Here is a 14,778-nt window from a genome sequence, read left to right as displayed (position 1 = left end):
CCTTATTAAGGAGAGGGAAAGATTTTAGCGCCGATTCAAGCGAGGGTGAGGTTTTGAGCGATCCGGTGTGTACACTGTAGGATTAGGAGTGGAAGAAGTAACACAAGTGGGTGGAGATGAAGAAAATAAGTATTAATTAGAAATATTTGGTCTAAAATCTAAATCTAAAACCCACAATCAACAAAGCATGGCAGATCTGACTCCTAATTCTAGTTTTAGCTTGACACTCCGCTTGGAAATTCCTAACCGCGTCGGAATGTTGGCTCACGTAACCAAGGCTATAGCAACCAGCGGCGGTAATTTTGGTCAAATTGATTTAATCGAACAAACAAGGGATATTTCGATTCGCGAAATCACCGTTGATGCAGCCAGCAGTGATCATGCTGAGATGATTGTGCAAGCGGTGAAAGCTGTGCCAGATATTAAGGTTATCGATGTTTACGATCGCACCTTTAATTTACATCGTGGCGGAAAAATCAGCATTACCAGCAGAATTCCTCTAAAAAGTGTGTCTGATTTAGCGATGGCTTACACGCCGGGAGTTGGAAGAATTTGTACTGCGATCGCCGAAAATCCAGAAGAAGTTTACAACTTAACCATCAAACGAAACACTGTAGCCATTGTGACTGATGGCACAGCTGTTTTGGGGTTGGGAAATCTTGGTCCAGCAGCCGCCTTACCAGTAATGGAAGGTAAAGCCATGCTGTTTAAGGAATTCGCTGGAATTGATGCCTTTCCTATCTGCCTCGATACCCAAGATACTGAGAAGATTATCGAAGCTGTCAAAAATATTGCTCCGGTATTTGGGGGTGTCAATTTAGAGGATATCGCTGCTCCCCGCTGTTTTGAAATTGAAGCAAGACTACGGCAAGAATTAGATATCCCCGTTTTTCACGATGACCAACATGGTACGGCAATTGTCACTTTAGCAGCGTTGTATAACGCCCTCAAGCTAGTACAAAAGTCGATGGGAGATATCCGCATTGTGATAAATGGTGCTGGGGCTGCTGGCGTAGCCGTCGCCCGGTTACTCAGAAAAGCAGGGGCAGAAAAAATTTGGATGTGCGACTCGAAAGGTATTCTTTCTACCAGTCGCACTGACTTGACAGAAGAAAAGCGCGAATTTGCCGTCAAGGCTCAAGGAACCTTGGCAGGTGCTTTGCAAGGTGCAGATGTGTTTATTGGTTTGAGCGCACCGGGGGTTTTAACACCAGAAATGGTGCGTTCTATGACAAAAGACCCAATCGTGTTTGCAATGGCAAATCCCATTCCCGAAATTCAGCCAGAGTTGATCAAAGACGATGTTGCAGTTATGGCAACAGGTCGTAGTGATTACCCTAATCAAATCAACAACGTTCTAGCATTTCCGGGTGTTTTCCGTGGTGCTTTGGATTGTCGGGCTGCAACAATTACTACTACAATGTATTTGGAGGCGGCGAGTGCGATCGCATCCTTAATTAAACCCTCAGACCTTGACAAACAACACATCGTTCCTTCTGTATTTGATGAACGAGTCGTGAGTGCAGTTGCTGGTGCTGTGCAACGTGCTGCGCGTCAAGAGGGTATTGCTCGTGGTTAATTAACTTAAGAATATTGTTTGTTGGATGGGCAAGACGCCCATCCTGAAAAGATTGTAATATCATGTCCGAAAAATTACTTAATCCTTAGCTAATACCGTTTCACTTTAAAGTTATACAAATACGGAGCAGGGGGCAGGGGGAAAGAATTAGAGATTAACCATTTGTATCAGAATTTTCGTGAAATGGTATAAACCGTATTGGTTCATTAAAGTGCTTTTAACTAGGTTGACTTAGTACTATAATTTTTCTTGTTTGTCTTCGTTCAGAAGACGGATTCAAAAAAATAAAAATTACGACTATTCTTAAAGCAAAGCTCCTGAGTAATATTACTTATGCATAGGACATTTAGTAAGAAATTTCAGATGCCTATCATTATAGGCATTCTCTTATTTGTTCTCACTTTGGGGGAAGTTGTTATCTCTGCGGAAAAAAGCAACTTGTTTAGACTGTTTCGACCGTTGAATGTCGTGGTCAACTCTAGCTTTATTAGTCCCTTGGTCGAACAATTTGGTGATGTTTCGGTAGGACAGAAAGTTTTTATTGCTGGCAATACGACTCTGCAAGCCGATCCTGATACCCGTATTTGCATTAACAGTGAAACCAACCTCCAAGACAATATTGTATTCTTGGCGTCGCGTAACCAACAAGCTCCTGCATCAAACTGCGGTAAACTCTCAAGTAGTACCGGTAAACAAGTGAGCATTGCCCATCAAGCAAAGATTAAGAACTCAAAAATTGGCAACTTCACCTTCATAGGTTTCCTTGCCGATCTCAATAACGTGGTGTTAGAGGATGGTGCTTTTGTATTACATGGTGCAAAACTATCTAATGTGCGTATCGACAAAGACCGCTTAGTGCCAATCGGGGCAGTTATTACGACGCAAGCGCAAGCAGATGCGCTCCCTTTAAAGACAGAGGCGAATTCAAAATTCCAAAAAGAGGTGTTGGAAGTCAATAAGGAGTTTGCCGAAAACTACAGCGAACTTTATAAACAACAGGGATACGACGCTGTAAGTGGAGTCAGCGCTGCACCAAGAACTTCTTGGAATCCTCAGCCTGTTCAGCCGACTCTTGGTAAAAACATACGGCTTGAAGAATTTGCTCGCATTGTTGGCGACGTGCGCATAGGAAACAATAGTATTGTTGGACGGCGCACTTCAATTCGTGCTGATGAAGGTTCACCAATTATTATCGGGGATAGTGCTGATATTGAAGACCGTGTTACCTTCCATGCCCTTAAGGGTACTAGCATTCGTATCGGCAACAACCTAGACACAAATGATAATATTGTTTTTCATGGTCCTTTAGAGGTAGGAGATAACCTGACTATTGGAGATGATGCAGTACTATTTCGCTCTAAGGTTGGCAATAATGTGACGATTGGAACTGGGGCATTGGTCGTTGATGTGACTCTACGTGATGGTGTACAAGTCCCAGATAATGCAGTTATCACGAAGCAGGAGCAAGCAGACGCCTTGAAATCAATGACATAGAAGATTTAACTTGTAGATGAGGCAAGCTACTTGCTCTACATTAAACCTTTTTAAGAAGGTTAGGGGATCAAGCCTTCTCATCGTTCAATCTGCGTTCAAAAACTCCAAATACCCATTGCTAAGTTCTTTCACCGCCAACTCATATAACTGTTTCCCATGTTCAGGTGTCGCCAAAGCCGGATTTGAACCCATTCTGCCATCTGGATATTTCTGACGAAAGTCAGCAGCACCATAAATCCTGTGTCCAGTAGCAACTTCTTCTGAAAGAGGTGCTTGCTTTATCGCTTCTGGATACACAAATTGAGTCACTGCAACTTCGCTTGGTGTTGCATGGGAACCTTCTTGATCCCCATATAATTCCTTTGCCAACTTGTAAACTGAACCGCACATAAACCAGTTACCAACTTGGCATTGCACTCGTTGCGCGTTGGGAATTTGTATATCTTCCAAGTGGGCGTATATTTCAGAAAAAGCAGCCTTGAGGGTAGCTATGTTACCGCCGTGTCCGTTGATAAAGTAAAATTTTGTAAAACCAGCTTTAGCTAAACAGGTGATGTAGTCTCGCAGCACTAGAATCATCGTGCTGGGACGCAGACTTATACTACCAGGAAAAGCAGTATGGTGTAATGCCATGCCCACATTAATTGTCGGACCCACTATTGCTTGAGTCGCTTCACCCACACCACGGGCGATCGCCTCCGCACAAATCGCATCAGTCCCAATTAATCCTGTAGGTCCGTGTTGTTCTGTGGAACCAATAGGGAAAATAATACCCCTAGACTGTTGGAGATAAGCCTCGACTTCCTGCCAGGTGCTTAAATGCAATAACATTTTTCTTCCACGTCCTTATTAAGGTTGCACCTTTTTAAGGATAGATTATTAAATGCTGAATTAGGTATTCTGGAAATACTCTTAATTCAATAATTCCTAAATTCCTGACGAATCAAGACAATAATGTTTCTTGACATCGCTTCTAATATCCCAAGTGCAGGACATTCCAGCCGGAAAAGTCACCAAATCACCTTTACCCATCTGCACTGATTCGCCACCCTCAGGTGTAACGATGACATCACCTTCTAAAAAATAGCATGTTTCTTGAGTGTCATAAGTCCAAGGAAACTTTGAGACTTCCTTTGTCCAAATCCCCCATTTGAACACACCCAGTTCGTTAAGCGGCTCAATGCTTGGTTGATGCTCTACGTTAATCTCCATTATTTGTTCCCTTCAGCCAAGGTGATATTGAAAGAAGCTATCACTTCTTGGAAAATTATAACCTTGGCTCAACAAAACAACCTAGCTGATACCTATTAGAAAAATGATTGGGACAGATAAAACGCATTAATAAGCGATTACCAGTAACTCTTTGACAATCGGTAAATCTAAAATCCAACATGGTATGACTTGTTGAGCCTGGTGAAGGTTCATCAATTATCATTTGCAAAATGGAGAATAGAAAACCGCGTTACTTTCCGTGCTCTTGAGGGTGCTAGAAGATCATAAGATCGTCTTTCACGGTTCTTTTGAGGCGGGAGATAACTCAACTATTGGAGATGGTTCAGTACTGTTGTGCTCTATGGTTAGCAATAATCTCACGATTGGCACTGGCAGACATTAATCGTCGTTGGTGTGAGTTTATCTGATGGTGTACAAGTCGTCTGAGAATGCAATCATTATAACGGAGGAGCAAGCTGACGCAAAGACATCGATCATATATAAGATGAAACTTGCACTGCGAGCCAAGCTGTGACCTTACATAAGTGATTTTTTCACAATTTAACAGTAAGATTGAATATCCTCACCGCAAACATCAGCCAAATAACACAAAGCACGAAAACGTAATCCCACAAGTTCGTCGTACAGCGGATTTATCTTGCACATTGGGGGAATGTGGGCAATTTTGCGACCAAACAGCAGGATATCTCGCTCAAAAGGGCATTGAGCCGGGATCATTCTTGCAAGAAACTTCGCCAATTTCGGATTTTTAATTTCTAAAGAATCAAGCTTACGACGCAATGGTTGAAGTAAATCAACTTTCGGTTGAGCTATTTGATTTGGATTGAGTGTTTGATGAGCTTGCAACTCAGAATGAACAAAACCAGGGAAGAAAATACGTTGACCACGATTTGGAGTTTTGAGAGCAGTCATAGCTATGTTACCCTTGAAAATTTGAATGGTTTGGTTACGGGTTTTTGGCTGTCCATAAAATCTATTTACCTAGCTTTTGAAATAGAATCATGGCTATTCCAAATATATGTATACACGGAAGATTTAGTTTTGTAAACACCGTATATGATTTTTATTTAAACTGACCGTACTGTGAAAAACTGTTCACCCTAATACAATACTATAAAAAAATTATAAAGAAAGCTTTTATACTGATTGAAATCTTAAATTTGTTATTGTCGTTTCATATTTTGAATGTAAACGACCTCGGCAAAAACCACATAGTACCTTGAGGTGTAGTTTTTTTGCCTAGAAGAATCGTTTAGCTCATACCTAAGCTATATATGATTCTTATGTGATTTATATATACTTCTTATTATAACTATCGCTTCACTAATTTGGTGTGAGATATATCACAAAATACCAAGACATAAATGAGCTATGTAGCAGTCTGCACAAACTTTGGAAAGCATCTGCAAATGTATTTGTCAGGACTTATGAGTAGCTTTCGTATTACCCATCCCCCAATACGGTTTGAATAAGATCCCCCCGCCTGCGGCGACAGAGTTAAAGCTTCGACTTATCTCGACTTCGCTCGATACAAGTCGCTCAGCTTTAACCCTTCGGCTACGTTCAGGGTTAAAAAGGGGGTAAAAGAGTAAAAACGATGTAATTCCGTATCACACCATCACCCCATCAAGATCATTCCAACAACGCCTCAAGCGACTGGGGATCAGCAATACCTTGCAGGATTGCGTAGATAATCATAGACTCTTCCAAATCCAACGGCTCGCATAGCACCTCCTGATCACGCTCACCGTCTAATATGCGATGGATGGCAGCTATAAGATTATGCCAACCTTCGGCAAAGTTTTCCATCGCAGCTTCTACCTGTTCCCTCGCTTCTGCATGATCCACAGCGGCTACTACCCAAGCAATAAACTGCCCATATTTCCGCAACTCATACTGTGTTCCCGCAAACGCCGCCTTTGCTTGTCGGCACAGACGACGATATTCCCGTGCTTGGGTGGTGTCGCCCTGTTTGTCGGCAATCTTTGCCAAGATGGTATAGTTTTTCCAAATCTGAACCGCAGCGGGATCTAAGGTTATTTCGATAGCTAATGCCTCTTGTGCCAATAGTCGTGCTTCGGTTAAGCGGTGCGGTTGGTTTTGTAATAAGTCGGCAAGATTACTAAGTGACATTGATACTTGGAATCTATCTCTCGCTGCTTTTTTATCTTTAATTGCCTTGCGATACCAAGCCTCTGCCTCTTGGGGTTTGCCAGCATATTCATGGACTAAAGCTAATTGATGCCAAGTCGTTGCTGCACTTGCCAAATTACCTTGAGATTCTTCAATCTGTGCTGCTTGTCGGTAGGCATTTTCCGCAGCGTCCCACTGCTTGGCTTCGTGGTACACTATACCCAGTTGATGCCAATACACTGCTTCCATTGCTGGTTCATGCAGTTGCTGGAAAGTCGTTAGTGCTTCACGGTAACGCTGTTCGGCTTCTGGAAGGTTACTTTGCAACCGGGCTAAAGTGCCGAGTTGTCCATTTAATACTGCAGCACTACGAAAGTTTCTCAGTTCTTTGACAATAGCTAATGACGTTTCATAAGCGATGCGTGCCTCACCATAATCCCCCATATCCTTTAGCGCATCCGCCAAATCACCCTGCAAAGTTCCCATCAGTTGCTTCACATGATCAGACTGTTCCAATTGTTGCGCCTCTGCCAACCCCTGACGGTAGAGTTGTGCTGCCTGTGATGCTTGTCCTTGTCCTGTCAGACACCGTCCCAGTCGAGTCAAAGTACCACAGCGCTTATAACTCGGTTGCTCACCCAACCCTGCCAGTATCTCACCAAACACTCGCGCCGCTTCTTGATAGCGCCTTGCATTGAATAATAGCTCACCTAAATTAGTACGGGAGAGATACCATGTCTGGGAACCGATTTCCCCAGTCGCCTGGACAATCCGTTGGGTGAGTAAAGTGCGATCACGGTTGAGTCCGAAGTTGTTGAGAAACAAGTTTAGGTTGTTAACAAAATCCACTGCCCATTCTTCACCTGCATCCAACGCCCCGTGAACTGCATACAGTAAATTCGGCAATTCCCGTTGGGCAATGGCACGGATTTTATCGGGATTTTGGTTATCTTTAAAATACAAAGCACCAGACAGTTCATAATACCGCTGCCGATGACGGGCGAGCAGTTCTGTCTGTACTTCCGTTGACAAACGCGACCACAAAGCAGGGGCTAAGGTAGGGTGAAACTTGAGATAAGGATTACCAACACCAGGCAAGTGTTCGGGCTGAATCAAACCAGTAGCTTCCAATGCTGGGCGTAGCTTTTGCCACTGTGATTCCGAAAATTCTGTAATTTCCAGCAAGTCAGGTTCCATCGCCCCACCCTGAAACACGCCCAACCGAGGCAACAACTGCATCGCCTCAGCGTCCAATTTTTCCAAAGACAAATTCAACGACGCCAACAAGGGATTTCCTGGTGTTTGAGCAATCAACGCTTCCAACCTTTGCCCCAACTCTGCTGGACGACGGATTTTCAACTGTCTGGCTAACAAACCAATCGACAGGGGATGAAAATCCACCAGCTTAAATAATTCCAACAACATTTCGCGTTTGGGCGGATCAAGTTTGGGTGCTGGGGGTAGTTTGATCAAACTCTGGAAATACGCCAAAGCATCTTCTTGTCCTAAACCTCCCAACGGCAAGGAAATATGTTTGCGACTACCTTCTGTGGGATAATCAGAATGGGTAAAATCTGGCGTTCTAGTCGTGATTAACACCCGACATTCCCCAACTTCAGACCACTGTTTCGCCACGGTTAACAGTTCCTGTAAAGGTTCCGGGGACAAGCTTTCCAAGTTATCCAAAATCAGCAAAGTTGCTTGGTTCCTCAATGCCTGAGTTGCCGCCGCAGCATCAATTAAATTCTTCTCCAACACTGTCGCCAGAGTGCTGACTGCCAATCCTACCGCATCCACACCCTGGAAGGCAGCATAATCGATAAAATACACTTTCTCAAACATCCCTGTGCGGTGCAACCAGCGTCCTGCTTCTTGAACGAGATAGGTTTTTCCCTGTCCACCAAAACCCGAAACCGTAAGGCGGCGTGTCCCCTGCACAAACCACCGTTCTATCTCCCACAATTCCCGACTGCGACCAAAAAATCCTGCTTCTTGTAAAGGTGGCAAATTTCCCCATGAGGAGTCGGGGAGGGGGAGAGGGGAGGAGTGGAGAGTGGAAGTTAACAACGGTGTATCTCCACCCGCTTGATAGAGTGCTGGTAAAAACCAGTCCTGCAATTTTAGAGTTATCCGTTCCTCACCCCGTTGTCGTTCTCCGCGTTCCCGGTTGAGATACAAGTCTCGCCGCGCATTATCCAACGCCTCGCCCATACCAACGCCCGACACTAAACCCTGATAAAATTTTGCAAACAATTGCTGGGCGGTTGTCACCAATACCGAATGAGTCATCGCCAACACAGCTGGAATTCCCGCATGAGTTAACCTGGCGGCGACACAACCCATTGCATCTTCTCCATCCTCACTACCCATCGCCGCTGACTGACAAGCAGACAAGACAATTAACCCGACTTTTTGGCGGTTCAGCATATCTCCCAAAGTTTCGGCAGTGATCAGGGCTGTTTTTCCTTCTTTATCCTCAAACAACAGATAACCCGTATTGCCGTTATTTTGATGATCGCCTTTTGTTGCTGCCAGGCGATCGCTAAATTTTGCCCGTTCATGTAACCGCCCATCAACATCAAACACCCCATGCCCATCAAAATGCACAATATCCACAGGGGGTTTGCCAGAGTCTTCCAACCGCGCTACCAAATTATCCAATGTTGCTGGACGCAAAAATTCTACTTCAACTCGTCCTGCGGCTTGTTGTGCAATCGCCTCCAAAACCGCCTGCGCCTCACCACGCGGATCAATAAACCCTGCATCACTGGGACGACTCACGACAAACAGCAAGCGTAAACAATCTTTTACCTTAACTTTAAACGGTCTTCGACCACCTCCCGCCCCTGCCAAACGGCGACGAATCGAAATTCGGGGATTTTCATGACATAAATAGGTGCCTTCCGGGTCACGCAACAATTCCCAAGGAAGCGATAAAATTGTCGGATGACTAGCGCTGATTGTTAATAAGCGTCCTGGTTCTGCTTCATCCTGAAAATCATTAAATATCCGCTGGGCAGTCCGAGGCTGGAACACAGCGTTAAACAAATCCTCGCCCCATTGCGCCAACTTATCAGCTATTTCTTTTGCCCTTGCATCATCCACATCTGTGGTATAATGCGTCGCATAAGTTTCTAAATACCAGCGAATATTTTCTTGGTCTTCTGCGCTCAACGGTGAAGTAAAAGATAGCCTGTCAGTTTCTTGCTCATCAAGTCTGACAATCACTTGATTGATTTCTGGAAAGCGCAGATTTAATTCCATAGGTTGCTACTTTGAGGGCTAAGTGTGGGAGTTGTCTTGAGTATAGATACAAACTCCTTACCTGGAATTCCAGAAACAATCGGTTTATTTCAAAGTCTGATCTTCAGATTTTTTGAACCACAGATAAACACAGATAAATTAAAGGATTATTTGTAACAATTTCATATGTTTAATTACGCCCACCTGCTTAATCACGAATAGTATTCAATAAAATACCTAAAATTTTCTTGACATTGCTAACAGGGTAATTGGTTAAATCAATAGATACAATTTTACCTTCTAACTTCAAAAACTTCCAAAGTTCGCCCGTTGTGACTACACCATATATTGTTTTAATATCATTTCCTTCCCTTTCATTAAACAATTGTGCGGCAATCATTTCTGCAACACACTGCCCTAAGCCTGCTTTCATATTTTCATTCTTCGCTTCTACTAAAGTAATGACTGGAGCACTGACAAAAAGCTGTTCCGGAGAAAGACTTATGATATAGTCACAAATTCCATTTAAGCCTTTTTCAGTATCTACGTTAAAATCTGTGCCAGAAAATAAACTGATTTGATAATTGAATCGTCTTCTTATCTCCAGTAGTATTGGGGTAATAATCATTTCAGAACGTGCTTTTTCTGTACCAATAGCCACAGCTAATGGTATATTTTCTTTGAGGTTAAAAGCCAAATTTTCGCTGCATTCAACAGCTTCTATATTTGAAAAGAAGTCAGTCATTTCTATAAGAGTTAAACCAAATATCTTGATTATTTCGTTTAATTTAAAGTCACTGTAAGCCATTAAATTTTTTATTTGAGATTTGGGATTGTAAACACGTGATTCATAGCGCAGCAGTTTAAAACAACAACCTCCTCCACAACGTAATACCACCAATTCTCCATCAAGATGCACTTAATATTTCTTAAACGAACCGCCAAGACAAGGCAACGCGTTGCGGGGGTTCCCCCCGTTGTAGCGATTGCCGCGCCAAGGACGCCAAGAATGAAAGACTAAGTATTAAGTGTAAGTTTACAAAGAATTCGTATTATCTGCCATGCAGTTCCTCTCTATCGAATTGATAGTTGGCAGGCAGAGCAAATGAATGTCTGTCTAAAATACTAAAAAATCGTTCTTTCTTTGCTTCAAGCTCATCTGTCTCTACAATAATTACTTTGAGGGTTTTACCTTCCATTTCAGAACTTAGTTTTTCCTTCAGTATGAGATTGCCATTTTCACAAGTAGCTTGCAGAACTTTATACATAAACTCACTGTATGCCATTTAATTTTGAATTAGATATTGGGAATTTTGGATAGTCAAGACGCGATGTTCTTCGCGTCTCTACAATTTTAAACAACCGCCTCCTCCACAACAGCACCCTGCATCTTACCCAAAGCATCAATCAACGTTTGCAATTGTTGATCTGCTTTCATCACTCCTAAACCCCGCACTGTCACTTTACCAGGAGAGTAAACAAAGCGTGATCTGAGGGTTTCCGACAAATTTTGAGCCAAGTTCTTCCAACCAGGTTCTTCCATTTGCGTTTCTAAAACGATGTGCTGTTTGTTTTCTGGTTTAATGCGGCTAAATCCTAGTTTCTTCGCCAGCTGTTTGAGTTCCATTACCCGTAACAGTTGAGTCGCTGGTTTAGGAATTGCACCATATCGGTCATTCCACTCAGCAGCAATCTGCGATAATTCTTCTTTAGATTTTGCAGCTGCAACCGCACGGTAAGCACTCATCTTTTGATCCAAATCGGTGATGTAATCGGCTGGCATAAACGCTGTCAGGTTGAGATCAATTTGGGTATCATCAACTTTAGGAATTTCTTGCCCTCTGATTTCACGGATAGCTTCTTCTAGCATTTCCATATATAAATCAAAACCGATCGCTTCCATTTGTCCTGACTGTTCTGCACCAAGCAAATTACCCACACCCCGGATTTCCATATCCCGCATTGCTAATTGATAACCGGAACCGAGTTGCGTAAATTCCTGGATGGCTCGTAACCGCTGGCGTGCGGCGTCGGATAACGTCCGCTGTTTGGGATAAAATAACCATGCATGAGCTTGAATTCCTGCACGACCAACACGACCTCGTAGTTGATACAGTTGAGCTAATCCAAAGCGGTGAGCATCTTCAATTAAAATAGTGTTGACTCGCGGAATATCCAAACCAGATTCAATAATTGTGGTACAAACAAGGATGTCCGCTTCACCATTGCTGAAAGTTAGCATCGTTGATTCTAATTGGCTTTCATCCATTTGACCGTGGCCGATCGCAACTCTCGCACTCGGTATCATCTCCCGCAACTGTGTTCCTATTTCCTCAATTCCCTCAACTCGCGGAACGACGTAAAACACCTGTCCCCCTCGGTCGAGTTCTTGACGAATTGCAGTGCGTATGCTATCTGGATTCATGGGTGACAAATGAGTTTGAATTGGTCGTCTGGATGGGGGTGGTGTCGCAATCAAACTCATTTCTCGAATTCCTGATAAGGACATATATAAGGTACGGGGAATCGGAGTTGCAGAAAGAGTCAGCACATCTACCTGAGTTTTCAAGCTTTTGATTCTTTCTTTTTGGTTCACGCCAAACCGCTGTTCTTCGTCAACTACCAAAAGTCCTAAGTCGCGGAAAGTTACGCCTTTACCTAAAAGTTGGTGTGTGCCGACAACGATATCTAACTCTCCTGTCGCCAGTCGTTTCAAAATATCGCGGCGTTCTTCAGCAGTCCGAAAGCGGTTGAGTAACCCGACGTTAATCGGGTAGGGCGCAAAGCGTTCTTTTAAGGTGTGGTAATGTTGCTGAGTCAAGATGGTGGTGGGTGCAAGTAGCGCCACTTGTTTACCACCAGAGGTGACAGCTTTGAAAATAGCGCGAATGGCGACTTCTGTTTTTCCAAAACCAACATCCCCACAAACTAGGCGATCCATTGGGCGATCGCTTTCCATATCGCGTTTAACATCCTGAGTCGCTTTAAGCTGATCCATTGTGGCTTGGTAGGGGAACGAGTCTTCCATCTCCTGCTGCCAAGGTGTATCGTGTGGATAAGTAACGCCTTTTTGTTGCGATCGCGATGCATACAGCTTGAGTAAGTCCACTGCCAATTTCTTGATCGCTTTGCGGACTCTATTCTTTGTATTTTCCCAAGCCTTACCCGTCATTTTGTTGAGTTCTGGTGGTTTATCGTTTGTCGTACGCAAGCGCGACAAAACACCAACTTGGTCTGCGGCGACACGCAATAAGCCGTCTGCATACTGCACCACCAAATACTCACGGGTTTCGTTGTTCAGTGTGAGACTTTCTAGCCTGATGAATTTACCTACGCCGTGGTTCTTATGAACGACAAAATCTCCCTGACGCAGCTTATTGGGATCAACTTGTTTAGAAGCAGCTTTTCTCCGCTTACGGATGTAGCTGGGAGTCGCCAGGGAGTGCTGACCGTAAAATTCACGGTCAGTAATAACGACCACCCGGAAGGTAGGTAAAATAAAACCTTCGAGTTCAGCAAGACCGGAATATTTCAGGGCGACTGGTGTGCGATTAATTTGTTGCTTGTCAATTGCGTGGTAGTCGCGGGGGTTAGGAATAAACTGGGCGGGACAGTCGTGTTCTTGCAACAGGGACACAGAACGCGAGGGTTGGGCAGACATTAGCCAAACCGAGAAGTTGCGATCGCGTTCTTGTCGCAGTGTTTCTGCAATTTTAGCGAATTGGTGCGGCATAACTGGCACCCTGCGACTGGCAAGATTAATCCCACTGTTTTCCTCAACCAATTCTGATAAATTTAATTTGGGAAATTTTGCTGTATCAGCCAAACATTCGTCAAAAGAGCGATGGATTCTTGGTAATGAAGTGTAAATCTCCTCATTTTCCTTGCTGACAAGCAGTTCCCATTGTTCTTCTGCATTTTCTACCCAGCGATCGCTATGGGCGTGACACTGTTCTGGTTCATCAATAGTAATTAACGTATTTTCAGGTAAATAATCTAACAGGGAAGCAGGTTTGTCAAAAGCTAAGCCTAAAAAGCGACGGCTACCCTCCACAAGTGTAGAGTCCTGAATATCAACTTCTGAGTCATCACTTAATTGGGCACTCAGTACTTGAAACTCAGCGCTATCTTTGAGTGCTGTCATCAGAATGGGGGCAAAACTTGTGGGAGTTAGGATCAATTGGTTTATTTTGTCAAGCGCGGCAGAACGTTGGGTTACTGGGTCAAATTCCCGTATCTGCTCAATTTCGTCGCCAAACCAATCTAGCCGTACGGGTAACTCTGAGGACACAGGAAACACATCAACAATATCGCCGCGCCGACTCCACTGCCCTTCTGTTTCCACCAAAGGAACTCTTTCATACCCCAGTTTCGTGATTTCTTCACTGAAGGTTTTTAAGTCAAATTCCATACCACGCTTCAGGGTAAAGCAGAAAGGTTTAAAAGCTTCTGCTGGTGGTAGATGAGGTTGTAGGGCGGCGACAGTAGCGACAACCGCCATTTTGGGTAAGGGGGATGAGGAAGATTTTGCTTCCCCAACTCCGTGATCTGTTCCTCTGGTAAGTTGTATCAAATCCGCTAGGACTTGCATCTGTCCCCAAGTCATCTCAGTTTCGGGGTCAAATGGTTCGTATGGAGACGCTTCTGAAGTTGGGTAGAAATGTACAGTTTGCCACCCCATTGCTTCTAGTTGTGTTGTCCAGCGTCCGGCTTCTTCCAGAGTCGCACAGACCACGAACAAATTCTTGCTCTGGGTTTGAGCCAACGCTGAAGCGACCAAACCCTTGGGCAAGCGAGGAATGCCACTTAAGAGCAACTCTTGTTGCCGATTAAGTTTAGAGAGGAGTTCAGTGGTGAGCGCAGAACGCCCCAAAGCACGCACAATGGAAGAAAATGCCATAGGTCACAAAATTATGAAGAAGTCCTTCTCGCTCGCAAGCATAATACTAACGCTTACCACAACTATTTTAAAAGTCCAGACACAGAAAGAACTCTAGCTATAGAGTCATGAATACCTGGTACAATGACCACTTACTAATCCACTGACTCATGGTTCATATACGAATCAGTGTTAAGCTGCTAACTTATAACTTATA

The 14,778-nt window shown here is 43.8% G+C and carries 9 protein-coding genes; 2 read left to right on the top strand and 7 right to left on the bottom strand.

Annotation, left to right across the window (positions count from 1 at the left end; genetic code table 11):
* Positions 1 to 187 precede the first annotated feature (187 nt).
* Positions 188 to 1,579, top strand: coding sequence for a malic enzyme-like NAD(P)-binding protein (locus AC5590_RS11175; RefSeq protein WP_169263913.1), 1,392 nt, complete (start codon positions 188 to 190; stop codon positions 1,577 to 1,579).
* Between the two features lie 363 nt (positions 1,580 to 1,942).
* Entirely contained in the window at positions 1,943 to 3,073 is a 1,131-nt protein-coding gene (locus AC5590_RS11170) for an LbetaH domain-containing protein (RefSeq protein ID WP_248277176.1), read from the top strand.
* An 84-nt stretch (positions 3,074 to 3,157) separates the two neighbouring features.
* Here the strand turns inward: AC5590_RS11170 and AC5590_RS11165 are convergent, their stop codons facing one another.
* The 7 genes from AC5590_RS11165 to mfd all read right to left on the bottom strand — a co-directional run bounded on the left by AC5590_RS11165 (position 3,158) and on the right by mfd (position 14,582).
* Positions 3,158 to 3,904, bottom strand: coding sequence for a creatininase family protein (locus AC5590_RS11165; protein WP_169263911.1), 747 nt, complete (start codon positions 3,902 to 3,904; stop codon positions 3,158 to 3,160).
* Between the two features lie 96 nt (positions 3,905 to 4,000).
* A complete protein-coding gene (locus tag AC5590_RS11160; protein WP_169263910.1) occupies positions 4,001 to 4,285 on the bottom strand; it encodes a cupin domain-containing protein in 285 nt (94 codons plus the stop codon).
* 561 nt (positions 4,286 to 4,846) lie between these two features.
* Entirely contained in the window at positions 4,847 to 5,218 is a 372-nt protein-coding gene (locus AC5590_RS11155; RefSeq protein ID WP_169263909.1) for a Mo-dependent nitrogenase C-terminal domain-containing protein, read from the bottom strand.
* Between the two features lie 720 nt (positions 5,219 to 5,938).
* The gene (locus AC5590_RS11150; RefSeq protein WP_169263908.1) at positions 5,939 to 9,703 is read right to left on the bottom strand and encodes a CHAT domain-containing protein; all 3,765 of its coding nucleotides are present in this window, start codon (positions 9,701 to 9,703) and stop codon (positions 5,939 to 5,941) included.
* Between the two features lie 187 nt (positions 9,704 to 9,890).
* Entirely contained in the window at positions 9,891 to 10,490 is a 600-nt protein-coding gene (locus tag AC5590_RS11145; RefSeq protein ID WP_169263920.1) for a hypothetical protein, read from the bottom strand.
* A 244-nt stretch (positions 10,491 to 10,734) separates the two neighbouring features.
* Complete coding sequence (locus AC5590_RS11140; RefSeq protein ID WP_169263907.1) at positions 10,735 to 10,968, bottom strand: hypothetical protein; 234 nt, start codon at positions 10,966 to 10,968, stop codon at positions 10,735 to 10,737.
* Positions 10,969 to 11,036: 68 nt separating this feature from the next.
* Positions 11,037 to 14,582 carry a transcription-repair coupling factor gene (gene mfd / locus AC5590_RS11135; RefSeq protein WP_169263906.1) on the bottom strand — a complete coding sequence of 1,182 codons (3,546 nt, stop codon included), beginning with the start codon at positions 14,580 to 14,582 and terminating at the stop codon, positions 11,037 to 11,039.
* Positions 14,583 to 14,778: the final 196 nt, after the last annotated feature.

Source organism: Brasilonema octagenarum UFV-OR1 (assembly GCF_963888615.1).
Lineage (GTDB): Bacteria > Cyanobacteriota > Cyanobacteriia > Cyanobacteriales > Nostocaceae > Brasilonema > Brasilonema sennae.
This window is presented reverse-complemented; position numbering and strand designations above follow the sequence as displayed.